Here is a 26,720-nt window from a genome sequence, read left to right on the forward strand (position 1 = left end):
GGATCAGCAAACACGGTTGTAGCAGCGATTAGCCAACAGCCTGTGTTTTGTCATTAGAAGGAAGAAAAATGTCGACCAGTTTTGAAGCTAACTTTGATGGTTTAGTGGGGCCAACCCACCATTATGGCGGCCATTCTTTTGGTAATGTGGCCTCCACATCCAATGCCAATAAAGCGGCCAATCCGCGTGAAGCGGCTAAGCAAGGCCTTGCCAAAATGAAAGCGCTGGCCGATTTGGGCTATAAGCAGGGCGTGTTTGTGCCACAAGAGCGCCCGGCCATTGGCCTGTTGCGTGATTTGGGTTTTAGCGGGGATGATGCCAGCGTGCTTGCTGCAGTCGCCAAGGCTTCGCCTGGCCTTTTGGCTAATGTATCGTCTGCATCCAGCATGTGGACTGCCAATGCAGCAACCGTCAGCCCTTCCGCAGATACGGCGGATGGCCGCGTACATTTTACGGCAGCCAATTTGCAAAATAAGTTTCACCGTGCCATTGAGCATGCTCAAACCACCCGCACCCTCAAAGCCATGTTTAATCATGATGCGGTTTTTGCCCATCATGATGCGCTGCCCATGCAGGCTGTCTTTGGCGATGAAGGGGCGGCAAATCACACCCGTTTTTGCCATGACTATGGTCAGTCTGGTGTTGAATTTTTTGTTTATGGTCGTCAGCAGTGGGGCGGCTCGGTAGAGCCACAAAAATTCCCGGCCCGTCAGACTAGAGAAGCGGGCGAAGCGATTGCCCGTTTGCATGGCTTAAGCGCGGATAAGCTGGTGTTTGCTCAGCAAAACCCTGCCGTTATTGATGCGGGTGTATTTCATAATGATGTGATTTCGGTGGGTAATCAGAATGTGCTGTTTACCCATGAAACGGCGTTTTTACAGCAGGCGGCTGTTTATGCCGAGCTGGACGCAAAGCTGGGTGGCGGTTTGCAAGTGATTGAAGTGCCTCTGGCACAGGTCAGTGTGGCTGATGCGGTGAAGTCTTACCTCTTTAACAGCCAGCTATTGGCTCGTGCCGATGGTCGCCAGAATCTGGTGGTGCCGGATGAATGCCGCGCGACACCTGCTGTTTGGGCGTATTTGCAAGGCTTGCTGGCCAGCAATGGCCCGATTGCCGAACTGATGGTGTTCGATTTAAAGCAAAGCATGCAAAACGGTGGCGGCCCAGCTTGCTTACGCTTGCGTGTGGCCTTGCAGCAGCAAGAGCTGGCTGCGGTTAACCCGCATATCTGGATGAATGATGCACTGTTTGCCAAATTAAATACTTGGGTAGACCGGCATTATCGGGATCGCCTCACGGAGGCTGACCTAGCCGATCCTCAGCTGATTGTTGAAGTGCGCACTGCGCTGGATGAGTTGACTCAGATTTTACATTTGGGCTCTATTTATCCTTGCCAGCTGGCTTGATAAAAAAATGAAACAAGGCGCTTAATGCGCCTTTTTTCATTCTGGAAGCAGTTTGGTTGTTATATGTTGTGACTTTTGCTTACGCATGCCTGTCCTTTGCTTTTATAAGGCTTTCTGTTGGCCTGGGGGCAATCAGCAGGCGGTGACAGGCGGTCATGCCCGCTGTAACAATCTGCTAGACTAATAAACTACCCAAAAGAATCAGACCAGAAATGAGTAACTTTTCTATAGAACCGTCTTTTTTAGCGCAGGCTCTCGCAGGAAAAACCTGTATTTCCTTACCCTATTGCCTGCCTAATGGCACACATGTACAGGTAATGGATGAAGGGGTGATCCGTTTCGAGCCTAAAGATCCGGGAGACAGGCAGCTGGATGTGGTATTGAGCTGCGGCATTCATGGCAATGAAACAGCACCTGTAGAGTTGCTTGATCAGCTGATCAGCCAGATCCTAGATGGCCAGCTCAGAGTGCGCGCAAGGGTGCTCTTTGTGTTTGGTAATGTAGAGGCAATGCGCCAGGGTGTACGCTGTGTGGCCCAAGATATGAATCGCCTCTTTTGCCGCTTGCCGGATGTGGAAGATGGCGATGAAGCCCGCCGGGCCGCTATGCTGGAAATGCAGCTGATGCGTTTTTTCTCCCGATCGATCCAAGATGGAAAACCCCGCTTGCATTACGATCTACATACGGCGATTCATGGCTCACTGATTGAAAAATTTGCTATCTATCCGCTGCCGCCGCATGGCCGCGATTTTGATCCTTTACAGGTTGCACGTCTGGCCTGTGCTGGTGTGGATGCGGTGCTGTTGCAATCAACAACGTCAACGACGTTTTCGTTTTTTTCCAGCCAGCATTGTGGCGCAGCCGCATTTACCGTTGAGCTGGGGAGGGCCATGCCTTTTGGCCAGAACACCCATGTTGATTTAAGTAAAATGCAGGCCTATTTAGAGGGCTTAATCAGCGGCGAGCTACCTGATTGCGACGAAGTACCGGCTCATCTTGGCTTGTATAAAGTTTCCCGTGAAATCATTAAGCAAAGCGATGCTTTTGTTTTACGCGTTGATGCCAAAATGGATAACTTTACGCCACTGCCAGTTGGCACCGTATTGGCAGAAGATGGCGATATTCAGCATGTGGTTAATGAAGACGAGGCCCGGATGATTTTCCCTAATCCCTATATTGAAATAGGGCAGCGGGCGGGCCTTGTGATTGTTCCGGCAAAAGGTTATTCGCGTTAAATAGGCTGGTCGATAAAAAAGCGAAAGCGCAATGCTTTCGCTTTTTTTTACGTCAGTGGCATGGTGATCTGCCCGAGCAAATTTAGACATCACTCGCTCAAATTTCGACCGCTTGCCTGCTGAATTTTGGTGGCAATCTGGCAGGGTACAGATTGCCAAGGCGCGTGTGGCGTCGCTAGCGATGGTAAAAAATCCCGATGTATTCCCATTGCTACTTCCGCCTCATGCCGGCGTCTTCCATCTCACCGTTTTGCTTAGTGATTGACCTCAGTTTGCCCGAGCGTTGCTACGCATTCAATTTGCTATAAACCCAATTCGCTTAAGTTTGGGTGGTGGTCAGGTCGACGACCTTGGGGCCAATGAAATAGTCGTTCAGATTCGGCGATGGCTAAATCGTTGATACTGGCAAAGCGGCGATGCATCAAGCCTTGGGCATCAAATTCCCAATTTTCATTGCCATAAGAGCGAAACCACTGGCCGTTGTGGTCTAGCCATTCATAGGCAAAACGCACTGCAATTCGATTGGCGTCAAACGCCCAGAGCTCTTTGATGAGGCGATATTCCACTTCACGCGCCCACTTGCGAGTGAGAAATTCAATGACCTGTTCACGGCCACTTGGAAATTCATGGCGATTGCGCCAAATCGTATCGGGCGTATAGGCCAAGGCAACGCGTTGCGGGTCGCGCGAATTCCAGCCATCTTCAGCCATACGCACCTTTTGCGCTGCTGTTTCGCGGGTGAATGGGGGGAGTGGTGGGCGTAGTTCGGGGGGCATGGTTAATCCTTGATCAAAATTGAATTAATAAGTGTCGATGCCAGCCATGCTCACGTAAGCATGCAAGTTTTGGATTTGCTTCATCCAAGTCACGATAGCCGGAAAGCCAAGTAGATCGACTTTGTCTTCGGTTGCGAGGGCGATATAGGGGTAGAGGGCGATATCGGCGATGGTGATATGCGCGGCCGCTAACCATGTAGATTGTGCTAAGTGTTGATTGAGCATCGTGAATAGTTGCTCGGTAATGGCTTCGGCCTCAACGAGATTGATTGCGCGGCCCCATTTGTGATGCAAACGTAATGCATTGGGTCCGCGAGTGACTTCATTTGCGGCAGTGGCCAGCCATGCGACTACCTGTGCTAAAGCTGCAGGCTCGTTCGGTAACCAGGAATCCGCTTGTTTCGCGCCATATTGCCGCGCCAGATAGACCAAAATCGCTTGGCTATCACGCAAGATCACATCGCCATCAACTAACACGGGCACTTGGCCAAGCGGATTCATCGCCAGATAGTCCGCTGATTTATGTTCGCGTGTTGCGCCATTTACCATGATGGATTCATAAGGTATATCCATCAAAGACAATAAAAGCCTAACTTTGTGGCAATTGCCCGATGCGGCAAATTCATAGAGTTTGATCATGATTTTTCCTAGATGAATGATTGAAATTACAAATCGAGCTCCAGTCGCGTCGATTTTGATCGCGATACGCAAATACACATCAGCCCGGCGCGTTCACGCTCGTTTTGATTCAGCGCGCTATCTCTATGGTCAACGTCGCCACTCAGTACTTTTACTGCACAGGTGCCACAGTTACCCACGCCACAATCCGATAGCGTATCAATACCGGCCGCTTGCACTGCGGCTAATACGGTTTGATCGGCCGCAATCGGAATAATCCGCTGCGAGCGGCGCAGTAGCACTTCAAATGGCGTGTTGTGTGCGTGTGGTGCCGCTGCAAAACGCTCGAAGTGAATTCGCCCGGCGGGCATATTGAGCTGGGCGGCAGTCTCTTGCACTGCGCTCATTAAACCGGATGGCCCACATACAAACACTGGGGATGTATCGCTGGCCGATTTCAGTATTTGGGCAATATCGAGGACTTGTCCTTCGTCTTGAAAATAACGCGTCATTTTCCCCGCCAAATCGCGCTGCAAACGATCGCCATAGGCCATCTCGCGGCGGCTGCGGGCGGCATAGTGCAAATGAAATACACGACCTTGCGCTTTCAGTGTTTGTGCCATGGCTTTGATCGGCGTAATGCCGATCCCTCCGGCAATCAGAACCACCGGCGCATCACTTTCGATCAAGGTGAAATCATTCTGTGGGAGGCCGCAATGCAGCGTCATACCCAGTTGATAATGCCGATGTACAAAGCTTGATCCGCCATCTCCATGGTCTTGTCGTAGCACTGCGATCTCGTAGATATCGCGGCGGGCAGGGTTTGATGCAATCGAATAATGACGCACGCTGGTTTGGCCATTTTTCAATATCACCGGCACTTTCAGGTGCGAGCCGGCAGTGACAGCAGGCAAATCTTCACCTGCTGGGTGACGCAATTCATACGCACGCACTTGTGGCGTTAGCTGGCGAATGCCACTAATGATCAGCTCCAGTGGGCCTTCGCCCAATTTCGTGATTGGCGCAGATGCAGCGGGTTTGGCCTGCAACGCTTTCAGTTCGGCTTGTAAAGGCGCGATCAGTTGCTCGATATCGGCATCGGTGTAGCGCGGCGTGATGTGTTGTGGGCAATTCCAGTCCCACGCTTCAACTGCAATCACCATTGCCCGTTCGATCCGAGCACGGTAGGCAGGATCTTCCAGCGCGGCGATCAATTCAGGCTTATCTATTTCATGCACAATGCGGACCCGTCCCCAGATTTTCAGGCGGCGGCGGTTGGCATAGTCCATCAGGATGATCGAAACTTTATCGTTAGCATTCAGATTGCCCACCGACAAATATTGCACATTGCCACGAAAATCGGCAAAGCCCAGCGTATTGGCATCCAGTACTTTCAGAAAACCCGCCGGTCCGCCGCGATGCTGCACATAGGGCCAACCATTCTCACTGACCGTCGCCATATAAAAACTATCGCGCGCTGCAATAAACTCAGCTTCGCGTTCTGTCATCTCACTGCGCGTATCTTCGGCCAGCTCAAATCCACGATTGCTATCACGGCTTTGATAACGGGTTTGTGCAGCTTTGACACTGTCAGTAAAAGTAATGGCGGCAAAAGCGCGTGGCATGATGAAACTCCTCTACATACGCAAACATCGATCTGATGTCATGAGTATGTCTTGGTCAGCATAAATGGAGAATCACCACGATCTTGAATTTATTGTTTCGCTAAGTGGAATGAATCAAATGAACTCATTGATAACTGCAGGGGTTTTCTTCTGTGTATTTGAATGCGTAGCTTAGAAGTAGACCCCATTGTTTGATGCGGGATCAATCTGTGCTCAACGCCCTATCGTTGATGCGTAAGCTTAACGCAGAGTGTCTGTTTTTAAGAAAAGTACTCAACAACTGTGGATACTCCGCGACCACAGCGTGTTGCACGGAGGGGCGCGATGCTAAGGCTTGCCGCCATGCTTGAATCGGCTGGAGTCCTGCCAGCAGGTCGGGATAAGCAATTGCATCAAACGCATCCAAATAACGGAAAATTGGCGCAAATACCACATCGACCATGGTGAAATCTTGAGCCCCGAAAAACGGGCCTTTGCCCAGTGCCGCGTTGATTCGAGAGAATTTATGCTGCAGTTGGGTCGCTTTTTGCTGCAATGCGGCTTCATCCTTGGCCGAATAAAATCCTGCAATATCAGTCAAAATTGCCGAGCCTGACTCCATCCAGCCGCGATGCTGAGCACGCAGCAATGGATCTTGCGGATGTAGGTGCGGCGCATGGGTCTCATCCAGATACTCACAAATGACGGCCGATTCAAAAATAGATACCTCTCCCACTTGTAATACCGGCACTTTCCCTAGGGGGGAGATGGCTAAAAACCACTCCGGTTTATTGGCCAAATCAATGTTTTTTCGCTGAAAAGAAATGCCTTTTTCTAATAAAACAATCGCCGCGCGTTGCACATACGGACACAATAAATGGCTGACTAAAGTGAGTGACTGAGGCATGATGAATTCCTTGTAATTTATCTAGTGTAGACTTGCTAAATTGCATTAAAAATAGGCATGATTGCAGACGATGAATGCAAAAACGCAATATCACTTAGCTAGCCAAGATCTGGAATTTTTACTTGCAGTCACGCGGGGCGGTACCTTGGCTGCGGCGGCAGAACGGTTGGCCGTTGATGCCTCAACCGTGTTTCGTACCATCCAAAGAATCGAAAAAGGCCTTGGTCAACGCTTGTTCGAGCGCAGTAAAACGGGCTATTTCCCAACTGAAATGGCACAAATCTTGGCGGGGCACGCTGAGCAACTTGAAATCGCGCTGGAGTCAGCGCGCTCGGCAGCCCAATTACAGCCCGAAGACGTTGCTGGCAGCGTACGCATTACCACCACCGATTCGATTTTGCATGGTTTAGTCGCGCCCGCGCTCAATACGCTGGCAACACTACATCCGCGGCTGAGTTTTGATTTGCATACGGGTAATGAGCTGGCCAATTTAAGCCGGCGCGATGCCGATATCGCCATTCGCGCTACGCGCAAGCCACCTCTGCATTTAGTTGGCAAGCACCTCGGCACCCTGAAAATAGCGTTGTATGTAGCAGAGAGCAGCCCCTGGCAGGATTTGGCTGCCGCCATTTATCACCATGCGGCATGGATTGCCCCAGACGATGCCTTACCCGATCATCCATCCGTGGTTTGGCGGAAAAAACACTATCCAAAACTGATGCCGCGCTATCGCGTTAACAGCATCCTTACTGTGATGGAATTGATTGAGCGCGGGATGGGGGTGGGTTTGGTGCCGACATTTTTAGCGGCGTCACGGCCTGGTTTGCGCCCATTAACGGGTGTTCTGGATGAATGTGCGACCGATCTTTGGCTGCTCACTCATCCAGAATCCCGCCATCTGCGCCGCGTCGCTACGGTGTTTAGTCATTTGGCGCAAAATATTCAGCTGGACTGATTCATTTCGTGCCTTAGCGGATGCTTGTCACTGAATCAGTGAAGCAGAAAATGATGGCTGCGTTTAAGTGTTAATACACCATCGGCCTGCAAATAAATAACGATGGATACCAAACATAGAAATAATGGATATTCCCAGCCCCCACCTGCACTGGTGTGAACCCAGCCATTGGGAAGATGTACCCATGTTGCCACGGCCATGATCGGCAATAACAGCAGTGCGATTTGCCGCGCATAAATGCCGAGCACCAGCGCAATCCCGCCAAATAATTCTATGGTAAAGACCAGATACGCAAGGTTTGCAGGCAAACCAAGACTTGCAAAATACTGCGCGGTGCCCGGTAAGGTAAATACAAATAGTTTGAGTAATGCATGGGCAATCCACATGATGCCAAAGCTGATGCGTAATAGGCTGTTACCAAGAAGTTGTGATTGAGTATGCATTGCAAATCTCCATAGATTGGGTGTGGAATTGCAGTATCGCATTGCATTATTGCACCAAATATAGGCAAAAAGACAAGCATGCATTGCAATGACGCAATCATCAAGATTAAGCGTGTTTATGATTTGATGGGGCTTGGAAAAGGACTGAGTCCATTGCAAGTGGATTGATCGTCAAAGGATATCAGTGGCTTCAATGTCTTACATGCTCACGGGGAATTTAGTAATGTTCTCGTTGTTGCTTCACCATCTTGCTAGGCTAGGCAATCGAGCTTCATCTATTGCTAAAGAATCAGAGGTAAGACGGAACTTCAACGTCTGCAGGGCCCCAGCCTCAAAGCCTGTCATGGCTAGGTGTGGCATCGAAAGCGCAGCACACTTACACACGGCCGGTGCGTTGGAGGTTTAAGCTTAGCGGTATCAAGTGATGCCTAACGTTTTACTCAGTCATGCGGCATCTGCACAGGGATGCATTGCCGCATGACTATAAAAATTAAGCCAATGTGACTTTTGGAAAGTCGATTTCAAGGCGGCTGGCTTTACCCAAAATATTGGTCAAGATATTCATACCGACATGGGTAATGATTTCGACGATGTCGCCATCACTAAAGCCTGCATTGCGCGCTTCGATGAGCTCGGCGGTGGTGATATCCCCGTTGTGCTCGGCCAGTGAGCGCGCTAATTTCACTGCGATGGCAGCTTTGGCATCTTGGCTGGTTCCGGCACGGTTGGCCGCGATTTCATCGCCATTCAAACCGGCTTTGCTACCAAGCGCGGTGTGGGCGGACAGGCAATATTCGCAAGAGTTTTGCTGCGCTAAAGCCAATGCAATGCGCTCTCTGGTTTGCAGATCTAGGCTGCCACCTTTGGCAATGCCATGTAGGCCGAGGAAGGAGGTCAGGGCAACCGGTGAATTAGCAAATACTCTTAAGAAGTTTGGCACCACGCCCAATTGGGCGTGAATTGCGTCGAACAATGCTTGTTGTTCAGAAGAGGCAGTTTCAGTCGTGACAACATGGATGCGGCTCATGATTTTTTTCCATTTAGTTTTAGAGTTTCGCTTGGTGTTGAGCGAATGAGTGCATTTTGCAGAAAATCACTTGAGAGAAGAATAGCCATGTATCACAATAGATTGTTGCTAAATTAGGAATAAATGCGATGGATCGATTTCACCAAATGAGCGTGTATGTGGCGGTCGCTGAAACGGAAAGTTTTGCTGCCGGAGCGCGTAAACTCGGCATGTCGCCACCGGCAGTTACGCGGGCTGTTGCGGCGCTGGAAGATGATTTAGGTGTGAAGTTACTCAATCGAACCACGCGTTATGTGAGGGCAACCGATGCCGGTTTGCGCTATTTGGACGATGCACGGCGGATTTTGGCTGAAGTGCAAGAGGCCGATGAGGTTGCCGCTGGGGTGAATGCGGAGCCGCGTGGGCATTTGGTGGTTACAGCGCCTGTTTTGTTTGGCCAGCAGTTTGTAATGCCAAGTGTGGTGGGGTTTTTACGGCGTTATCCGGATGTAGATGTGTCGGCGCTGTTTCTGGATAGAGTGGTGAATATGCTGGAAGAAGGCGTGGATGTAGGCATTCGTATCGGCCCCTTGCCAGATAGCTCGATGCGGGCAATACGGGTGGGGCAAGTGCGGCGAGTGTTGTGCGCATCGCCAGAGTATTTAGCGCAACAGGGCATCCCTAATACGCCGGCTGATTTGCTCAAACATCAAATTGTAGCGGCCAGTAGCATAAGCCCAACCATCGAATGGAAATTTGGCGACGATGACGCTAATAAGGCGATTCGCATCAAACCGCGGCTAACGGTGACGAGTAACGATGGTGCGATTGCCGCAGTGCGCCATGGTGCAGGGATTACCCGCTTATTGTCGTACCAAGTGGCAGGATTATTGCAAAGTGGCGAATTAAAAACCGTGCTTGGCGAGTTTGAGGCCAAACCCTTACCGATTCATATTGTGCATCGTGAAGGCCGGCATGGTTCAGCCAAGATTCGTGCCTTTGTCGACTTCATGGCGCAAGCCTTAAAAGAAAATAGTGCATTAAATTGATGCGCTGCTGTGATGATTGCAGGAGGTCATCTAATCTGATGAAGTCCAATACCTGATGGCTAACAGCCTTTTGATTTTAAAAGCCGGTACCGATAGATCAGCCATGGCAGGCATATTTCAGCCTTGGTTTGAGGAGTGAAAATGCCTGCCAGAAGGGGAGCTCACATCATTGACCACGCTGGCAATGATTTGAGCATGGGGAGGCATTGAATCTTTAATACCGCTAGTTTCTGCTGCTTGCCATAGTGCCACATGAATGCAGAAGTAAACTTGATTAATAGGATTAAAATCGCCGTATAGATACGAAAATATAAAGCGAAAATAATGTCCCAATTTAAGATAAATTCGGCCATTATTTTTATATCTTATCTATTTTTTATCCCGGATTAGGTGGTGGCCTTTAGTTTTAAAGCAGTGATTAACTTAAGCAGGCTGGCGTGTTGCTGCTAATACAATTTCCCGTACACATACATTTTGAGGCTGATGATAAGCATAGCTGATTGCTTGGGCGATATCATTTGCGGCCAGTACGCCGCCCATGCCGTCTTTCCATTCTTCATAACCGGCCTTGATCGCCTCATCCGTGGTGTGGCTGAGTAGCTCGGTTTCAACGGCACCCGGTGCAATAGTTATTACGCGCACATCGCTACCGGCCACTTCTTCACGCAGGTTTTCTGAGATGGCGTGTACAGCAAACTTACTGCCGCAATAGGCGACGTGGCTGGGGAAAGTTTTACGGCCAGCAATCGAGCTGATATTGATAATGGTACCGTGCTTGCGTGCCACCATCCCTGCGAGCACCGCATGAATGCCATTAAGCAGTCCTTTCACGTTGACATCAAACATGCTGTCCCATTCTGCCGGGTTTTGCTTGCTCATCTCGCCTAATAACATCATGCCTGCGTTATTAATAATGCCGTCGGCTGGGCCAAACGCTGCTTCAGCTTCTTGCACTGCAGCCAGCAGCGCGGCGCGATCGGTAATATCTACTGCTTTGCATAGGGTGTTGGGCAGGTTTAATGCTTGCAGGCGATCCAGACGACGCGCCAGCAATAAGAGCGGATGCCCCTGGCTGGAGAGTAAGCGTGCCGTGGCTGCACCAATGCCGGAGCTTGCGCCAGTAATAATAATCAGAGCTTTTGTCATGTTTTGCCTCGTATCGGTAAAGTAGATGGCTTCCTTGCTTCAGCAACTCAATTATCGTGTGTAACTGGCTTGTTTAGGCAGGTAAGCAATGCAATGACGCTAGTTTAGTCAGGGCCTGTTAGAATGAAAAATACTTAATTCCTCTCTCAGCTATCGGTATTTTCTATGGATATCCGTCAACTTAAAGCGTTTATTGTGGTGTTTGAAGAGCGCAATATTACGCAGGCCGCTCAGCGCTTATACCTTAGCCAGCCTACTTTATCTGCCACCTTGCGCCAGTTGGAAGACGATCTGGGCGCGGTGCTGTTTATTCGGCAAGCCCGCGGTGTAGAGGCTACGGAAGAGGCGCGGCTTTTGTATCCTCAGGCCCGGCGTCTGGTTGATCAGGCCGCGGCGCTCAGCGGGCAATTTCGTCAGCGTCAGCAGCGCATGCCGCTGGAGCTGGGGATTGATGATGATTTGGGGGCGAGCCAGATTGAGCGTTTTCTGAGTAAAGCGGCGCAAGCCTCACCGGCTATTTTGCTTAATATTCAAGCGGGTTGCTGTGGCGATGCCAGGCTGGCTGCGGAGGAATCACGCTGTGAAGATGAGCTGTTTTTGCCGCTATGGGAAGAAGCCTTTGTTTTGGCGCTGCCAGAGCGCCATCCTTTGCTGGCGGCACCTTTGCTGGAAATGGCGCATTTGGCGCAAGTCGGGTGGATTAGCTGCCCGACGCATTCATCACACCAAAGGTTATTGGCTTTACATGGGGAAAACAGCCTAGGGCTGAGCTTTGCGGCGCAGGCGGGAAGCCTTACCTTAGCTGCTCGTATGGTTGCTGCAGGGGTAGGAGTGGCGCTCTTGCCTGAATCCTTGCTTGTGGATCATCCTCGGATTTGCATTCGCCCCATCACAGGGCCCTCTTTAACGCGGCGTGTGGGCTTGTGCTACGCAGCGCAAGCTTTAGAAATCCCTGCGGTGCAGGCATTACACGCTTTTTTACAAAGTGATTAATTAAAATAATAACGGCGTACCCATGCACGCTAGGGCTGCCAGTCCTGATAGGGCTTATGGACTTTGACATAAGCTTTTTGTAATTCACCACTGGCACGAGCGGCGGCGATGGCTTTGCTTATTGCATTGTTTACAAAATCGCCCCGCTGATTGCAGGATAAAAACAGTACATCTGGATAATCATCAAAATGGGCGCGGTGGATTTGATTGAGTTTGAATTTTTTAATAATGTAATCTGCTTCTTCCTGCGCCCAGATGAGTGAATCAATTCGCCCGGCATTTAGTTTTTTGAGAGATTGTTCTAAATTAACGACGCTTTTCGTTGGGAATCCCCAATTCACGGGGGGCGCTTCAATTGAATATTTGGCGAGATTGGCTACTTTTAAAATATCTTCTTTGGTCAGTGGTTTTTTGCCGAATGTATAAAGCACAAAGCTGACTTTTCCTAGCATTTCTTTTGAAAACTGATAGGGCGTAAAGTTATCTGCGCCTTCGCTGATTTTCATAATTGGGAATCGAAAGTCGGCATTTTTATTGTTGGTATCAAGATAAAATCGTTTCACCGGCTCAATGCTGATGCTGATCTTGCCTTCTGGATAATATTTATTGATGGTTTTTAATAAATCAGGGAATGGGCCGGTCTCTGCATTTTCTAAAATTTCGGGCAAAAAAACCGCCACACCATGGATATCAGGGTTGTTGATCGGCAAGCTGTCCGGTGTGATTGTGCCATTACAGGCAAAGGCTGATCCTGCTGCTAATCCTATTGCAAGCAGGCCTATTTTAAATCGCATTCTGATCATGGTAGCACCCTCAGTCGTTGTCCTGATTGATCTTAGTGCATCATGCCGGTTTATTTAATCTGTCATTTTAAAAGTGGATGGTTTTTATTTCTTGCCCATAAAAAATGCGGCCTTGAAGGCCGCATTTTTATACTTAGAAATAAGCTTCGCTGCATGAAATGCAGCGGAGGCTATTTGCTTAGTAGGTGTAAAACATGCGTTGAATTTCTTTACTATCTTTGGTTTTAGTCAGCGCCAGCATTAGCAGGATGCGGGCTTTTTGCGGGGTGAGGGTATCCGATACGGTGAAATCGGTTTTGTCATCGTCATTTTCGCCGCCACGTACAGTCGGGCCATTGCCCACGCGAGATGAGCGATTAATGTGGATGCCTTTTTGACGCAGCTCGGTTAGACGGGTGCGAACCGGAGTGGATAAGCTGCCATCTCCTGTGCCTGCATAAACAATACCCACGTCGCCAGCAGCGGCAAAGGCATCAATTGCAAGGGTGTTGGCATTGGCTGAGCCGTAAGCAATATCCACGGCAGGCAGTGTTTCTAACTTACTTACATCGAATTCGGTTTCGCTGGTGTGCTTACGGGTGCTGCTACGGTAAAACTTAGCCTGGCCCGATACCATATAGCCTAGGCTGCCAAGCTCTGGTGCTCTGAAGGTATTGCCTGTCATGGTGTTGGTTTTGGTGACATCGCGTGCGCCTTGAATTTCGTCATTCAAGGATACCAAGACACCCTGGCCAACGGCTTCTTTGCTGCCTGCCAGTGCCACTGCATTATAAAGATTGATCGGGCCATCTGCGCTGATCGCTGTGGCAGGGCGCATTGCACCCACGATCACCACAGGTTTTTTGCTTTTAACAACTAAGTTCAGAAAATAAGCCGTTTCTTCGATGGTATCGGTGCCGTGGGTAATGACCACGCCGTCTACATCGGATTTTTTCAGTACTTCATTTACGCGCTTGGCAAGCTTCAGCCAGTGCTCATTGCTCATGTTTTCGCTGGCGATCTGGAAAACTTGCTCGCCTTTTACCTGCGCTACTTTTTGTAATTCTGGCACGGCTTCAATCAGGCGTTCCACACCAATTTTAGCTGCGGTGTAACCCACAGTTGTGGTGCTGGTTGCACCCGTACCTGCGATGGTGCCGCCTGTTGCAAGGATCATGACATTGGGAAGTTTGTCTGCTGCATTGGCAGTAAAAGCGGCACAAATAAGGGTAAGGGTAAGACCCGTTTTAACGCATTGATTAAGCATGCCTTTCTCCAGACTGGGGCGCAGCCAAGTGTTTGACTGCGCTGACCCATTGATAAGTTACTGCAGATTTACAGTGGTTGATGATGATGCTCTGGTAAAGAGGCAAGCGTATATGGATAGAATACCTGATAGGGAAATCTACTACATGGACGTTTAAAGTGTCTTTAATTTTCCCTGAAATTCCCGGATTGTTTTGTATCCCTTTTCTTGCATGATCAGGGCCAGCTCGGCTTTCAGGCGTTCAAAAATTTCTGGTCCCTGCTCATACAGAGCGGTGCCTATCTGCACAATGCTGGCACCCGCTAATAAATGCATAAAGACATGTTCACCGGTATTGACACCCCCGCAGCCAATAATTGATTTTTTAGGGCAGCGTTGGTAAAACGCGTTTACATTGGCCAGTGCCGTTGGTAAAACGTATTCACCGCCGATACCACCAAAGCCTTGTTTGGGTTTGATCAGTACGGTTTCGCTTTCCATATCAATCATCAGGCCATTACCAATTGAATTAATGCAGGTAATGAAATTGACTTTTTCATAACGGTTCAGGATATCGGCCACTTCATCAAAATGCGCGATATCAAAATACGGTGGAAGTTTTACCCCAAATGGGCGTGAATAAGCCGAGCTGATTTCTGCCAGAACCACATCAAGTGCATCAAAGTCGTAGGCTATTTGCGCCTTGCCTGGCACATTAGGGCAGCTTAAATTTAGCTCTAATAATGCGGGGGTATAGGCATCTTGTATTTGCGCAACAATCGTTAAATTGTCATCCAGCGTTAATCCGGCCACAGAAAAAAAGAGTGGTTTATTTTCATAATCATGCCGCTCGGCATAATCCAGATAATATTGATGCCCTTCATTGGGCAGCCCCATAGAGTTAATGCTGCCCATGGTCAGAGTATGGTAGCGGGGCTCAGGGTTGCCATCACGGCGCAATAAGGTGCAGCTTTTAGTAACCATTGCGCCAGCTTCACTTTCTGCGAGCGCATGAAGCTGACTGTTTACATTGCACCAAACGCCAGACGCGTTCATGAGCGGTGCGGTCAGGGGGCGTCCAAGGAAAAAGGTTGAGAGGTCGAGCATGGTCGGCATCCGCAGGTGTTTATGTCAGAGCAATCATAAAATAGGGATTTGATAAAGAGTGTGCGCGATATCAAGAAATGTGGCGAATTGCGCTTGTTTTTAATTGGCGGCGGCCAGGTTTTTAGCTGTTTTGTTAATTGTTAACAATTAAAACGAGGGAAAGTCATTTTTATGATGTGGATCACGGTGTGTTGAGGCTGGGGGGTGTGGCGAAAATGGATTGAATTGATTTTGCTGAATTTAAAATGTGCGTTTCAAGGAGTATGACATAGGGATGGTGATGGGTCTGCATTTAAGGAAGTAAGATTTTGATGTAAGAAAAAATAATCGGCTTGATAAATACACTGTTAAATAAAAAGAATAGGGCCAATACGCTGTTTGAGATGGCTTATTTGTGATTGATTAATCTTTATGATGATTTACTTATATTTCATTCTGGGCTGTTTTATAAAGAGTGTTGAGTTTTAAATTCTTTTTTTGCTTGGTACATTCTGTCGTCGGCGATACGAATGAGCATCTCCGGCTCTTCGTAGGATACGGGCCCCGCCTGCACAATGCCTGCACTGAGTGTGATTTTGTCTAAGCGCTGGTTAATTTCGCCGTTTAAGCGATGAACATAAGTATCGGTTGCTTGCTGTAAGAAGCAATTGGGCAAAATTAAGCAAAACTCATCCCCTCCATATCGAAAGCAGCAGTCCTCCATTCGCGCAATGGCGCTGATAGCATGGCCAACTGCGCGTAAGACTTCATCACCATATTGATGGCCTTTATTGTCATTAATCAGTTTAAAGTCATTGATATCTAGGTAGACAATGGAAACGGGCTCTGCGCGGCGCTGTGCAGAGCGCAGAATTCGAGTCAGCGTTTCTGTAAGACCGCGTACATTAAGTAAGCCAGTCAGAGGATCGGTTCGGCTCATTTCTTCGAGTTGACAGGTGCGATCCCTTACTTTTTCTTCCAAAATGCTGGCGTAGGATTCGGATTTTTCCCTTGAAATTTCAATTTCTGAAACCAAACTGCGGATGTAAGTTTCAAAGACTAGGGTAATATCAAATAAAAAGAGTTTGGATAATGCTGTTAGCGTGGCACGACGCTCTGCTTCCTCCGTGAGTGATGTGTAAATCACATCATGAAGCAGCGCTTTCAGGGTGCTGATGGCAGAAAGATAGAGTTTAGGCTCTACGCCTATGCGTTTATGAACCAAGCCAATGCGTAAACGATTATTTACATATTCCAAATCATAAAGCCCACTGAATAAATCCAGTACATAGCGGCGTTGTGCCGTGCGCAGGCGTCCCAATGTATCTGCGTCGCCAATTAATAATGAAATCTCAGCCACATTGGTTTGCAATTGGTAAAATTTATCCACCAGTACATCAATTTTACTTTCAATCACAGGGCGAAAATTTTGTAATGTTTTGAAGTCGTCTTCATTCAGAGAAAGTAACTCTTTTCGATTGGCAATATCAAAATCAGTGATCCGCATTTGTTCAAGCAGAGTCTGTTCTGTTTGTTTCATGAAATTTCCCTCAGCTGCGGATGGTTCTGTTTTGTAATCTGCTTGTTTTAATCTCTGAGGCATGATCAGCATTCAGTATAGCGTTTTATATTGCACTTTATATTTCTGAAGAAATTAAAGCGTCAGGCGGTATAAGTACCGTTGTTGGTCACTCCATTTTTAAACTGACGTATAACCATGCTATTTCGTAATATGTTTAATACTTGCGCAGGGCCAAGCGCTGATATGAATCCGTTGTTTCTAAATGAAGAGGCGCACTTTTTAGAAATCATCTAGGTTTGAGTGGTAGCCACATGGTGTGCTTATAAGCTTTTCAATAAACTCAGGATTAAATTTGGTACGGCATTGGCAGCCGCTAGCATGGCGTTGCCAACCTGCATCAGTATTTGCGAGCGGGTAAAAGCAGCGATTTCTGCGGCCATATCGGCATCTCTGATCCGGCTGCGGGCGGCGCTGGTGGTTTCTATGCTGTTATCGATATAAGCAATGGTAAAGGCGATACGGTTTTGAAATGCGCCAAGACTGGAGCGCTGCTGATTGAGTGTATCTAGGGCTTTGTCTGCAATTATCATCGCCATAGTTGCGTTGTGGACGGTAGAGACATCCATGCTGGAAACTGCGCTTAGTCGGGGGCTGAGTATGTTGGCGGGGGGCAGTGTGCCGCTGCTGCCGCCGTTATAAAAGACGCCATTTCTGATTGATAGCGTGCTGTCTGTCTGTAAGGAATAAGCCGTGTTGCTGTTTAAAGCCACCTGGCCGGCGAAGCTGATGCTGCCTGAGCTGGATAAGTTGTAGGGTGGGCTGCCAAGTAAGGATTCCGTCATGCGCGGGCTGTTACCCAATGATGTAGCAGGGTCGTTATTCCAGACAGAAACTGTGCCGCCAAAGCCGCTAGCCGCACCTGAGTTGGATGCCAGTACAATATGATTGCCATCGCTGTTATTTAATTTAATTCCCCATGCCGCATTGCCGCTGGCGTTTTTAAAATCAATCAGCTGAGCCAGAACGCCCGTCTTCGATGATTTAGCATTAAAGGCGCTGATGGCGCTGGCGTATTCATCGCGATCAATAACGCCATTATTGTTTTCATCCACCACATTAAAATTAACGGCACTAAAGTTATTGGATTTGGATGCCACGGTTAATGCATAGCTGCCCGAACCCAGCGATAAAATCGTTTCAGTACGGGCGCTGGCAATCACGCCGGTGTTGGCCAGATTGATTTTGGCCGCGATAGTTCGGGCAGAATCGGCCTCATTTAAGCGGATGCTATGGCCGTTGAGTTGCAGCGTGCCACTGCTAAATACCGCGCCACTGACGGTGCTGATCGTACCTGCCATGCCATCGGTGTAGTTGAGCGTGCCGGTGCTGGCCTCGCTCCATGCGGGCGTGCGGCTGCCAATGGTGTAAGCACCGTACTGATCTGTGCGCAGATTAGTTAAACGGGTGCTCAGGGTGTTCCCGGCATTGGGGCCAATCTGATAAGACATGAGGGAGGACGAGCCATCGAACAACTTTTGGCTGTTAAATTCGGTGTCTTGGGCAATGCGGCCTAGCTCGTCGACGAGCTGAGTGACTTCGGTATTCATCGCCCGCCGATCCGATGCCGAGTTGCTGGCATTGGCCGATTGCACCGCTAGCTCCCGGATACGCTGCAAAATATCGATCAGCTGGGTGAGCGCACCTTCGCCGGTTTGCGCCATCGAAATGGCATCGCTGGCATTACGCTTGGCCTGCGTTAAGCCCCGAATTTTGGCGCTCATTCTTTCAGAAATTAATAGCCCCGCCGGATCATCTTTGGCGCTATTGATACGCAGGCCGGATGATAAACGCTGGAGAGAGGTATTCAGCGCCGTTTGTGTTTTTTCCAGATTGCGCTGCACCATCAGCGCGGCCACATTGGTGTTGATGATTTGCAAGGCCAATCCTGAAGTTTTGGCTAAGCTTGCCTCAGGACTAATGCATCGGCACTTTAGCTTAAAGCTTTAGGTTGTCTGTCTGCTGTTTTAAGTATGAAGTGGGCTATCTTTTAGCCTCAAGGCTGGAATCAATTCTTTGCTGCGAAAATTCACTCTTTTGCGGTGTAAGGTTGGGTTTTTGTTGCGTGATCGCTGTTGTTGGTTTGGAAAAGCGCCGCTGCCATAGCGAAACGTTGCCAGATGATTGCGCTTTTCGTGTTCATTTAGCAGAAGCGTGGCGTGATCTCTGTAGATCATCAACGGATGAAGATGATTCAGGGCCAGTGTGCTGTTCAATGCAGCGGCATGGGGCTGGATTCGGTTTAAGGTGCAATGTTAATTACCCACCTAGCTGCTGACTTTTCGGGGGGCCAGCAGGGCAGCAACCGTTGCATTGCTGGGAAGCTGCATTTGAAATAGTTGCAGTAAGCACTGGCGATATTCTGCTGTGTCTTCGATATGGTGCAGTGTGCGGTGGCCATTTTTACTTTGAATGACGCAATCATTTGAAATGGTATTGCGCCCCTCAGCCGTTGCGATTGAGCAAACTGATTTTTGCGTAAAATGTGAAGCAGGGGAGGTTTGCTGATAAATACACATCTCTGCAAAATCGCTAATGCCATATGCATTTAATGTGAATTGGTATTGCGGTTTATATTCATGATTATTTTTTTTCTGCATCACGGTATAAATCTGATCGCTTTGCACGATCTGGTAAGCCGCATTGTTATTTTTTTGCGCGTGAACAAGTAAAGGCGTTTGAAATGAATCGCCAAAACCAATATCGGCAATATATTGCTGTTGATCTAGGGCAATTAGCAGAAGCAGATGATCGAATGCTGGTCCATAGCTTTTGCCATTAAATACTTGGGCCGAAATCAGCCGGGTGCTAAAGCCCAGCGATGAAAGCAGGGCAAGAAACAGATAATTCAGCTCATAACAAAATCCACCCCGCTTTTTTAATATGATTTTATCAAACAGGGCGGGAAGGCTTAAATCAATCGCAATACCCAAGTGAATATCTAGATTTTCAAAAGGAATATGCCGCATATGGGCTTGATGCAGGGCGTTGAGCGTAGGCAGATCGGCGGCAATGCTACCGGAGTAATTGATTCGTTCCAGATAAAACCTGATTTCCTGATTGTTTAGCATTCGCTATCCTCGGAGGGGTTCTCTTTGCAGGGGCGTTGTCGCTTACTTTTGGAGCGGATCAAGCCGTATCAGCCCATATTCAGACACACTAAGAAGTGTGCGGTCATCCCGCCAAACGGGCAGACGCTCACCAAATCTATAAGTTCCCTTAATCTGCAGTGCTGGGGTAAAACTGCGGCTTAATACTGCGCAGCACAAGACGCAGCCCCCCTTATGGTTTTGATACGGAGTTTGAATAAGAGGCATCTTCAGTAAAGACAGTGTAAGTGTACGCTCACCGGATGACAGTCTGCTTAAAACCTCGTTTAATCAGGATGGTCTTTTTGCACTGCAGCAACATAAGTGTTTTCCACCGCCGTAAGTCGGACTAAAAAGTCCGATAATGCAATGACTCACTACGGAGACTTCCATGCTTACGCCACCGATGATTATGCCTTTTTTCCCTCCGCATCGTATTTTGATGGGGCCGGGGCCCTCTGATATTTATCCTTCTGTGCTGGCGGCATTGTCCAAACCCACCGTGGGCCATTTAGACCCGCTGTTTGTGGGCATGATGGACGAGATTAAAACGCTGCTGCAATACGCATTTCAGACCCAAAACTCAGTCACCATGGCGGTTTCAGCGCCAGGTTCTGCAGGGATGGAAGCGTGTTTTGTGAATCTGGTTGAGCCGGGTGAAACCGTCATCGTTTGCCGCAACGGCGTATTTGGCGAGCGTATGCGCCAGAATGTTGAGCGCCTAGGCGCAATTGCCGTACTGGTAGATAACGCATGGGGCGAGCCGGTTAATCCGCAGCAAGTAGAAGATGCACTCAAAGCTCATCCAGAAGCCAAGTTCCTCGCCTTTGTGCATGCAGAAACCTCCACAGGGGCTTTGTCTGATGCCAAAACGCTCTGTGCACTGGCTAAAAAATACGATTGCCTGACGATTGTGGATGCGGTGACTTCCCTTGGTGGTGTTGAGCTGCGCGTGGATGATTGGGGTATTGATGCGGTGTATTCAGGTAGCCAGAAGTGTTTATCCTGCGTGCCTGGCCTCTCGCCGCTGTCTTTCTCTGATGCGGCCGTGGCTAAATTAAAAGCACGCAAAACGCCGGTACAAAGCTGGTTTTTAGATCAAAGCTTGGTGATGGGCTATTGGGGCGATGCCACAGGAGGCGCAAAGCGCAGCTATCACCACACCGCGCCGGTGAATACGCTGTATGCCTTGCATGAATCTTTGCGCTTGCTGGCGAATGAAGGCTTAGAAAAAGCATGGCAGCGCCACCGTGATATGCATCAGCTGCTGCGCCATGGTCTGGAATCTTTGGGGCTGGAATTTGTAGTGGAAGAAGCTTACCGCCTGCCTCAGCTCAATACCGTGCATATTCCTGCAGGCATTGATGATGCTGCGGTGCGCAAGGTGCTGCTGGAAGATTACAACCTTGAAATTGGCGCAGGCCTAGGCGCGCTGGCTGGTAAAGCATGGCGGTTTGGCCTGATGGGGTATGGCGCACGACGTGAAAATATTGCTGTGTGTGTACATGCTTTGGCGACGGTACTGCGCTAAGTTGATTTGTGGGTTTTCCCTCGCCGGTTTAAAAACCGACCCTAAGCACAGGGTCGGTTTTTTATGACTAAGCTTTGGGCGCTTCGGGTATTGCTTCAGATTCTGAGTGCTTAGCATGCCAATGCTTAGCAACATTCAGCCTCATAGCCCTTGGGTTAAATACCGGATCTTGCTTAAGGCTGAGCTGTTGCTCGTAGTCTTTTAGCGTGGCCAGTGCCGGTTTTTGTAACGCTAAAATGGCGATGATATTCAGCCAAGCCATCAGCCCAACCCCCATATCGCCCAAGCCCCATGCCAGCTCTGCTGTTCGGATGCAGCCATAAAACGATACGGCGAGAATGGCTATTTTTAAAACAAAAAATAGTCCGGCTGAAGGGGTTTTTCGTGCTAAAAAGGCGACATTTGTTTCGGCAATATAGTAGTAAGCCAAAATCGTGGTGAAGGCGAAAAAGAACAGGGCAATGCCGACAAACATGGAGCCAAAGCCCGGTAGGGCTTGCTCTACCGCGGCCTGAGTAAAATCGCTTCCTGCCGTCATGCCTGCTAGGCCAGTGAAAATAGCCTGCCCATCGGGGGCCACTACATTGTATTTGCCGGTAATTAAAATCATAAAGGCTGTGGCAGAGCAGACAAAAAGCGTATCGATATAGACCGAAAACGCTTGCACCAAGCCTTGCTGGGCGGGGTGTTTAACTTCAGCGGCAGCGGCGGCATGCGGCCCGGTACCTTGGCCCGCTTCATTTGAATAAATACCGCGTTTTACCCCCCATTGAATCGCCAGCCCCAGCATGGCCCCCATGCCCGCCTCGGTACCAAAAGCAGAGCGGACAATCAGCATAAAGACATCGGGTAATTGCTGAATATTGAGCAGAATCACCACAAAGGCAATCAGGATATAGCCCAGCGCCATAAAGGGCACCACCACTTGCGCTACATTGGCAATGCGTTTTACGCCGCCAAAAATAATCATGCCGAGTAATAGCACCACGATTGCACCAGTGACTTCGGGGCTCAACCCAAAAGCCGTTTTTAAGCCAGCAGCAATCCCATTGGCTTGCACGCCAGGCATCAGTACCCCGCAGGCAATGACGGTGACACAGGCAAACAGCATGGAATACCATTTCCAGCCTAGGCCTTTTTCAATATAAAAAGCGGGGCCGCCCCGGTACTGGCCTTCGTGTTTTTCGTGATAAATCTGCCCGAGCACCGATTCAATATAGGCCGTGCTGGCGCCTAAGAATGCCACTACCCACATCCAGAAGATAGCACCCGGCCCGCCAAAAGAGATGGCGGTGGCGACGCCTGCAATATTCCCTGTGCCTACCCGGCCGGAAAGCGAGAGAGACAGCGCCTGAAACGACGAAACACCGGCAGCAGAGGCTTTGCCTTTGAACATCAGTCGAATCATTTCGCGGATATGGCGAACTTGCATAAAGCGGGTGCGAATCGAAAAATACAGCCCCACGCCCAGGCACAAATAGATCAGGGCAGAGCTCCAGATCCAGCTGTTTATCGCATTCACCCATTCTTGCATGGTGTTCTCTCCTGACGCATCTGAAATGCGAAATAGATCAAAGGGGGACCATTGTTAAGCACAATGCAACACTTTGATTACTGGGGCTTCTCCCTAAGTAGTCAGTTATGCGTAATGCATATGTCAAATGAATGGGTGAATCGGTTATTTCTTTAGCGCTTTTAATAACAATGATTCTTATTACTAATTTAAGTTGTGCGTGCTAGTCTCCGCATAGCTCATGGCGGGTTTTTCTTCTTACTGACAGAGCGTGGTTATCCACTTTTTTAAAGCGACTTCGTATTTCAATACATGGGAGCAGTGTCTTATGGGGCAAAGAATAGTCAGAGTTGCAAAGAAGTTATCGGCAGATTTAATTGATGAACTGATTCATGATGAAATTGCTGTTGTCCGTATAGAAGGCTATTACCCGGCGCATTTATGCAATTTACTCAGTCATAATATATTGAGCAGCCAGGATATAGATCCCTATACCCATGAAGTGATTGAAGATGAAAAACTGCTGCAAAAGTATTTTGGTGTTGATCGTATCGGGATTCCGTTTAATAGCACTTACAATACCGCTAATCCTGAAGCCATCCATGAATACTATCGCAATGCCAGTGTGCAAATTGAACGGTTACGCGGGTATTGTGAGCACTTTTTATCGCCCATTGATAAATTGCGACTGGAATTAGATGAGTTGTTTATACCGGGGGCAACCGTTGCCCATTTTGAGCATAAAAAAATGCTGGCCGGAATTGTGCGCATCAGCAGGGCAGAGCAATCCTATTTAAGTGCATCAGAGCCGCACTTTGATGCATTACCTCCTGAATATGCTCAATTAGATGCCCAGCTTGCCGCCAATATTTATTTAAAAGTGCCGGATGCAGGCGGTGAATTGGAAATATGGGATATCCCTGCACTGACCCCTTTGACCCAAGCCCCGGAGCAATGGCGGGCCCAATTACCTGATCCGGTAAAAATAAAACCCAGCCAGGGTGATTTGCTTATTTTTAACTGCCGTAAACCGCATGCCATTGGCGCATTTTTGGGTGAAGACAGAATCACAACGCAAATGTTTATCGGCTATCAGCAGGAAAAATCACTCCTGCTTTGGAATTAGGGGCGATATGATGCAACAAGACTTTAAACAGGCGCTGGCCGATGTCAGTGAATGGATGAATGCATATCAGCAGAATGTTGCTGATTATCCGGTCGTGACCGCATTAAAAGGCGGCGAGATTTTGCAGCAGATCCCTGATTTTGCGCCCAAAAATGCCGAGCATTTCTCTGAGATTTTTGCCGATTTTAAAAAGATTATTGTGCCGGGGATAACGCATTGGCAGCACCCGCAGTTTATGGGGTATTTCCCTTCTAATACCAGCCCGCCTTCTGTATTGGCCGAAATGCTGGTGGCCAGCCTGGGGGTGCAGTGCATGAGCTGGCTCACCTCACCTGCAGCTACAGAATTAGAAATCAGAATGATGGAATGGCTGCGTGATTTATGGGGCTTGCCTGAGGCTTTTTCGGGTGTAATTCAGGATTCCGCATCCAGCTCTACCCTGATTGCGCTCTTGGTGGCCAGGGAAAAAGCGACACAGTTTGAAGTAAATCAAACGGGTGTGGCAGGGTATAAATTAAGCGCGTATTGCTCGTCTGAAGCACATACCTCTATTGAAAAAGCGATCAAAATTGCCGGTATCGGCCAGCAAAACCTAAGAAAAATCCCTGTAGACGAGCATCAATCTATCCGCATTGATCTCTTGCAACAAGCCATTGCTGAGGATATTGAGCAAGGGTTTACGCCGTTTTTTATGGTGGGCGCCTTGGGGACGACAGGCAGCACGGCCGTTGATGATCTTGCTGCGATGGCCAAAATCGCCAAGGCACAGCAAATCTGGTTTCATATCGATGCAGCCTATGCCGGATCGGCGCTGATGTTGCCCGAGGTGCGGCAACTCGCGGCAGGGTATACCGAGGCCGATAGCATGGTGGTGAATCCGCATAAATGGCTGCTTTGCAATTTTGATTGCTCAGCGTTTTTTATTCGCGATAAAGAAAGCCTGCTTAAAACCTTTACGCTGGGCCTGATTCCTGAATATCTGAAATCCCCCAATAGCACCGGTCAGACTCATTTTATGAATTGGGGTGTGGGCCTTGGGCGGCGATTCAGGGCTTTAAAACTTTGGTTTGTGCTGCGCTGGTACGGCACAAACGGTTTAAGGGATTTAGTGACGCATCACCTTGATTTAAGCGCCAGGCTGGAGCAGTGGCTAAGGCAAGAGCCTCATTTTGAAGTGCTTGCTCAGCGGCATTTTAATTTGCTCTGCTTTCGTTTAAAAGCCAGTGACGAGATTAATATGGAGCTGCTGCGCCGCATCAATGCCAGTGGCAAAGTGTTTATGACGCATACCAAAATCAACCATCAGCTGGCTCTCAGAATGGTGATTGGCCAAACTGAAGTGAATGAGCGGCATGTTTGGGAGGCCTGGCAGCTGATTAAAAACTTGGCAAAAGATTTAATGTAAATAAAAAGGGGTTTTGAGTAAAACAAAGCCCCTTTTTATTGATTTTTTGCTTCTTGCATGATGCGCTGATACTCGCCGCTCTGTTTTAATTTTTTAAGGCCTTTATTAAATTTATCGGCAATTTCTGCGCCATTGGGCGTTTTTTTAGAAATTAACAAATAAACAGGCTCTTCGGCAAAGTTTTTGGGGAAGAAGGTGATTCTTTCTGCATCTTTAGGGGGGAGTGTGGTAGAGATAAGGTATTGTCCCAGTGTTTTATCTGCAGTAAATAAGTCAATTCGTTTGGCAATTAATTTTTTGATATTGATTTCATCGCTGGGGGCTTCATCACATATAAATTGCTGTTTTTTTCTGGCGGTATCAAAGGCGGCACCATAGCTGTAGCCAATACTTACGCCTACTTTGTAATTATTTAAACTACTCAAATCCAGTTGCGTTATTTTTTTATCTTTTAAATAAAAAAAACCATACTGAACAACATCAATCGGATCGCTGAAAATAAAAAGCTGGCTGCGCTCCGGTGTTTTAACCCAATAAGGGGTGAGGTCTGCCTCGCCCTTTTTGACCATATCGTATGATCTTTTCCATGGGTAATAAGCGATAGATACCGCCACCTTTTCCTGCCTGAATGCTTCTCTGATTATTTTGCTGATAAATCCTTCATCCTGCAGCGATTCAGATAGATAGGGCTGAAACTCGCCACTGGCGATCCGAACACGTACCTCAGCGCATTGTGCGCTGGCCGCTGAGATGATAAAGAGAAAAATGGTGAGAAAATCACGCAAGGCCCGCCCCCTTTTGAATCAATATAGCAGTAATTTCTGGCCGCATTGGTGTGCTTAAGGAACCTCTGCACAAATACTTCTTTCGCACATTAGACACTTGTAGGTGATTGATTTAATTGTGTGTCGATCAAGGGGCTTTGATTCGAGCAGAGGTTTCTTCAGCACCTTGCAGGGGGTAAACAGGTCATTGCTGCTTGATTGTTTATGGGCAAAGTGGGGCTGGTTTTACCCTGAATAAACGGTGATGGTGTATAGAGCAAGGGAAGCAGCGGCAAGTCCTTTTAAATGGCAAATGAAGATGTGTTTTAATTAAAAATGGTAATTTGTATTTTAATTCAGCGATCTGTTTTTTTAGCGCTAAGTTAATTAAAACTTATCCTCGCTAATTCAGGTAAAAACAGTAACAAATGTTTTTAGAGAAGCGGCTTTTGCCGCAAAAA

Annotated in this window: 23 protein-coding genes; 8 read left to right on the plus strand and 15 right to left on the minus strand. The window is 48.4% G+C overall.

Features of this window, described 5'->3' with window-relative positions; genetic code table 11:
• Nucleotides 1-68 precede the first annotated feature (68 nt).
• Together astB and astE are read left to right on the plus strand one after the other, a co-directional pair.
• Complete coding sequence (gene astB, locus DYD62_RS10205) at nt 69-1,406, plus strand: N-succinylarginine dihydrolase (protein ID WP_115227238.1); 1,338 nt, start codon at nt 69-71, stop codon at nt 1,404-1,406.
• A gap of 212 nt (nt 1,407-1,618) precedes the next feature.
• Nucleotides 1,619-2,641: a succinylglutamate desuccinylase gene (gene astE / locus DYD62_RS10210; RefSeq protein WP_115227239.1), complete on the plus strand. Its 1,023-nt coding sequence runs from the start codon at nt 1,619-1,621 to the stop codon at nt 2,639-2,641.
• 302 nt (nt 2,642-2,943) lie between these two features.
• On the opposite strand, the gene DYD62_RS10215 is transcribed toward astE, so the two are convergent.
• The 4 genes from DYD62_RS10215 to DYD62_RS10230 all read right to left on the minus strand — a co-directional run bounded on the left by DYD62_RS10215 (nt 2,944) and on the right by DYD62_RS10230 (nt 6,546).
• Nucleotides 2,944-3,417 carry a nuclear transport factor 2 family protein gene (locus DYD62_RS10215; RefSeq protein ID WP_115227240.1) on the minus strand — a complete coding sequence of 158 codons (474 nt, stop codon included), beginning with the start codon at nt 3,415-3,417 and terminating at the stop codon, nt 2,944-2,946.
• Nucleotides 3,418-3,441: 24 nt separating this feature from the next.
• Nucleotides 3,442-4,056 carry a glutathione S-transferase family protein gene (locus DYD62_RS10220; protein ID WP_115227241.1) on the minus strand — a complete coding sequence of 205 codons (615 nt, stop codon included), beginning with the start codon at nt 4,054-4,056 and terminating at the stop codon, nt 3,442-3,444.
• Between the two features lie 26 nt (nt 4,057-4,082).
• A complete protein-coding gene (locus DYD62_RS10225; protein WP_115227242.1) occupies nt 4,083-5,660 on the minus strand; it encodes a 2Fe-2S iron-sulfur cluster-binding protein in 1,578 nt (525 codons plus the stop codon).
• A 202-nt stretch (nt 5,661-5,862) separates the two neighbouring features.
• The gene (locus tag DYD62_RS10230) at nt 5,863-6,546 is read right to left on the minus strand and encodes a glutathione S-transferase family protein (RefSeq protein WP_115227243.1); all 684 of its coding nucleotides are present in this window, start codon (nt 6,544-6,546) and stop codon (nt 5,863-5,865) included.
• A 70-nt stretch (nt 6,547-6,616) separates the two neighbouring features.
• On the opposite strand from DYD62_RS10230, the gene DYD62_RS10235 reads away from it, so the two are divergent.
• Complete coding sequence (locus tag DYD62_RS10235) at nt 6,617-7,501, plus strand: LysR family transcriptional regulator (RefSeq protein ID WP_115227244.1); 885 nt, start codon at nt 6,617-6,619, stop codon at nt 7,499-7,501.
• Nucleotides 7,502-7,536: 35 nt separating this feature from the next.
• On the opposite strand, the gene DYD62_RS10240 is transcribed toward DYD62_RS10235, so the two are convergent.
• Nucleotides 7,537-7,944, minus strand: a complete 408-nt coding sequence (locus DYD62_RS10240) for a DoxX family protein (RefSeq protein ID WP_115227245.1) — start codon at nt 7,942-7,944, stop codon at nt 7,537-7,539.
• A 490-nt stretch (nt 7,945-8,434) separates the two neighbouring features.
• Nucleotides 8,435-8,971 (minus strand): carboxymuconolactone decarboxylase family protein, encoded by a 537-nt coding sequence (locus DYD62_RS10245; RefSeq protein WP_115227246.1) that lies wholly within the window; start codon nt 8,969-8,971, stop codon nt 8,435-8,437.
• Between the two features lie 128 nt (nt 8,972-9,099).
• On the opposite strand from DYD62_RS10245, the gene DYD62_RS10250 reads away from it, so the two are divergent.
• Nucleotides 9,100-9,999, plus strand: a complete 900-nt coding sequence (locus tag DYD62_RS10250; RefSeq protein WP_115227247.1) for a LysR family transcriptional regulator — start codon at nt 9,100-9,102, stop codon at nt 9,997-9,999.
• A 423-nt stretch (nt 10,000-10,422) separates the two neighbouring features.
• Here DYD62_RS10250 and DYD62_RS10260 read toward each other — a convergent pair whose 3' ends face one another.
• On the minus strand, nt 10,423-11,145 hold the full coding sequence (locus tag DYD62_RS10260) for an SDR family oxidoreductase (protein WP_115227249.1): 723 nt from the start codon (nt 11,143-11,145) through the stop codon (nt 10,423-10,425).
• A gap of 165 nt (nt 11,146-11,310) precedes the next feature.
• Here DYD62_RS10260 and DYD62_RS10265 point away from each other — a divergent pair, with 165 nt between their 5' ends.
• A complete protein-coding gene (locus DYD62_RS10265) occupies nt 11,311-12,138 on the plus strand; it encodes a LysR family transcriptional regulator (RefSeq protein ID WP_115227250.1) in 828 nt (275 codons plus the stop codon).
• Between the two features lie 29 nt (nt 12,139-12,167).
• Here DYD62_RS10265 and DYD62_RS10270 read toward each other — a convergent pair whose 3' ends face one another.
• The 6 genes from DYD62_RS10270 to DYD62_RS10300 all read right to left on the minus strand — a co-directional run bounded on the left by DYD62_RS10270 (nt 12,168) and on the right by DYD62_RS10300 (nt 19,902).
• The gene (locus DYD62_RS10270; protein WP_115227251.1) at nt 12,168-12,941 is read right to left on the minus strand and encodes a type 2 periplasmic-binding domain-containing protein; all 774 of its coding nucleotides are present in this window, start codon (nt 12,939-12,941) and stop codon (nt 12,168-12,170) included.
• Nucleotides 12,942-13,119: 178 nt separating this feature from the next.
• Complete coding sequence (locus DYD62_RS10275; RefSeq protein WP_115227252.1) at nt 13,120-14,187, minus strand: type II asparaginase; 1,068 nt, start codon at nt 14,185-14,187, stop codon at nt 13,120-13,122.
• A 153-nt stretch (nt 14,188-14,340) separates the two neighbouring features.
• On the minus strand, nt 14,341-15,273 hold the full coding sequence (locus tag DYD62_RS10280) for a dihydroorotate oxidase (RefSeq protein ID WP_115228265.1): 933 nt from the start codon (nt 15,271-15,273) through the stop codon (nt 14,341-14,343).
• A gap of 445 nt (nt 15,274-15,718) precedes the next feature.
• Entirely contained in the window at nt 15,719-16,792 is a 1,074-nt protein-coding gene (locus DYD62_RS10285) for a diguanylate cyclase domain-containing protein (protein WP_115228266.1), read from the minus strand.
• A gap of 302 nt (nt 16,793-17,094) precedes the next feature.
• Entirely contained in the window at nt 17,095-18,711 is a 1,617-nt protein-coding gene (locus DYD62_RS10290; protein ID WP_115227253.1) for a flagellin N-terminal helical domain-containing protein, read from the minus strand.
• Between the two features lie 387 nt (nt 18,712-19,098).
• Nucleotides 19,099-19,902, minus strand: coding sequence for an arylamine N-acetyltransferase family protein (locus DYD62_RS10300; RefSeq protein ID WP_115227255.1), 804 nt, complete (start codon nt 19,900-19,902; stop codon nt 19,099-19,101).
• A gap of 409 nt (nt 19,903-20,311) precedes the next feature.
• On the opposite strand from DYD62_RS10300, the gene DYD62_RS10305 reads away from it, so the two are divergent.
• The gene (locus DYD62_RS10305) at nt 20,312-21,451 is read left to right on the plus strand and encodes a pyridoxal-phosphate-dependent aminotransferase family protein (RefSeq protein WP_115227256.1); all 1,140 of its coding nucleotides are present in this window, start codon (nt 20,312-20,314) and stop codon (nt 21,449-21,451) included.
• Nucleotides 21,452-21,518: 67 nt separating this feature from the next.
• Here the strand turns inward: DYD62_RS10305 and DYD62_RS10310 are convergent, their stop codons facing one another.
• Nucleotides 21,519-22,985, minus strand: coding sequence for an alanine/glycine:cation symporter family protein (locus DYD62_RS10310; protein ID WP_115227257.1), 1,467 nt, complete (start codon nt 22,983-22,985; stop codon nt 21,519-21,521).
• 307 nt (nt 22,986-23,292) lie between these two features.
• Between DYD62_RS10310 and DYD62_RS10315 the strand changes: the two genes are divergently transcribed.
• Nucleotides 23,293-24,090 (plus strand): 2OG-Fe(II) oxygenase, encoded by a 798-nt coding sequence (locus DYD62_RS10315; RefSeq protein ID WP_115227258.1) that lies wholly within the window; start codon nt 23,293-23,295, stop codon nt 24,088-24,090.
• A 7-nt stretch (nt 24,091-24,097) separates the two neighbouring features.
• Nucleotides 24,098-25,495, plus strand: a complete 1,398-nt coding sequence (locus DYD62_RS10320; RefSeq protein WP_115227259.1) for a pyridoxal phosphate-dependent decarboxylase family protein — start codon at nt 24,098-24,100, stop codon at nt 25,493-25,495.
• A gap of 35 nt (nt 25,496-25,530) precedes the next feature.
• On the opposite strand, the gene DYD62_RS10325 is transcribed toward DYD62_RS10320, so the two are convergent.
• A complete protein-coding gene (locus tag DYD62_RS10325) occupies nt 25,531-26,280 on the minus strand; it encodes a substrate-binding periplasmic protein (RefSeq protein ID WP_115227260.1) in 750 nt (249 codons plus the stop codon).
• Nucleotides 26,281-26,720 lie beyond the last annotated feature (440 nt).

The sequence above is a fragment of the Iodobacter fluviatilis genome (assembly GCF_900451195.1).
GTDB lineage: Bacteria > Pseudomonadota > Gammaproteobacteria > Burkholderiales > Chitinibacteraceae > Iodobacter > Iodobacter fluviatilis.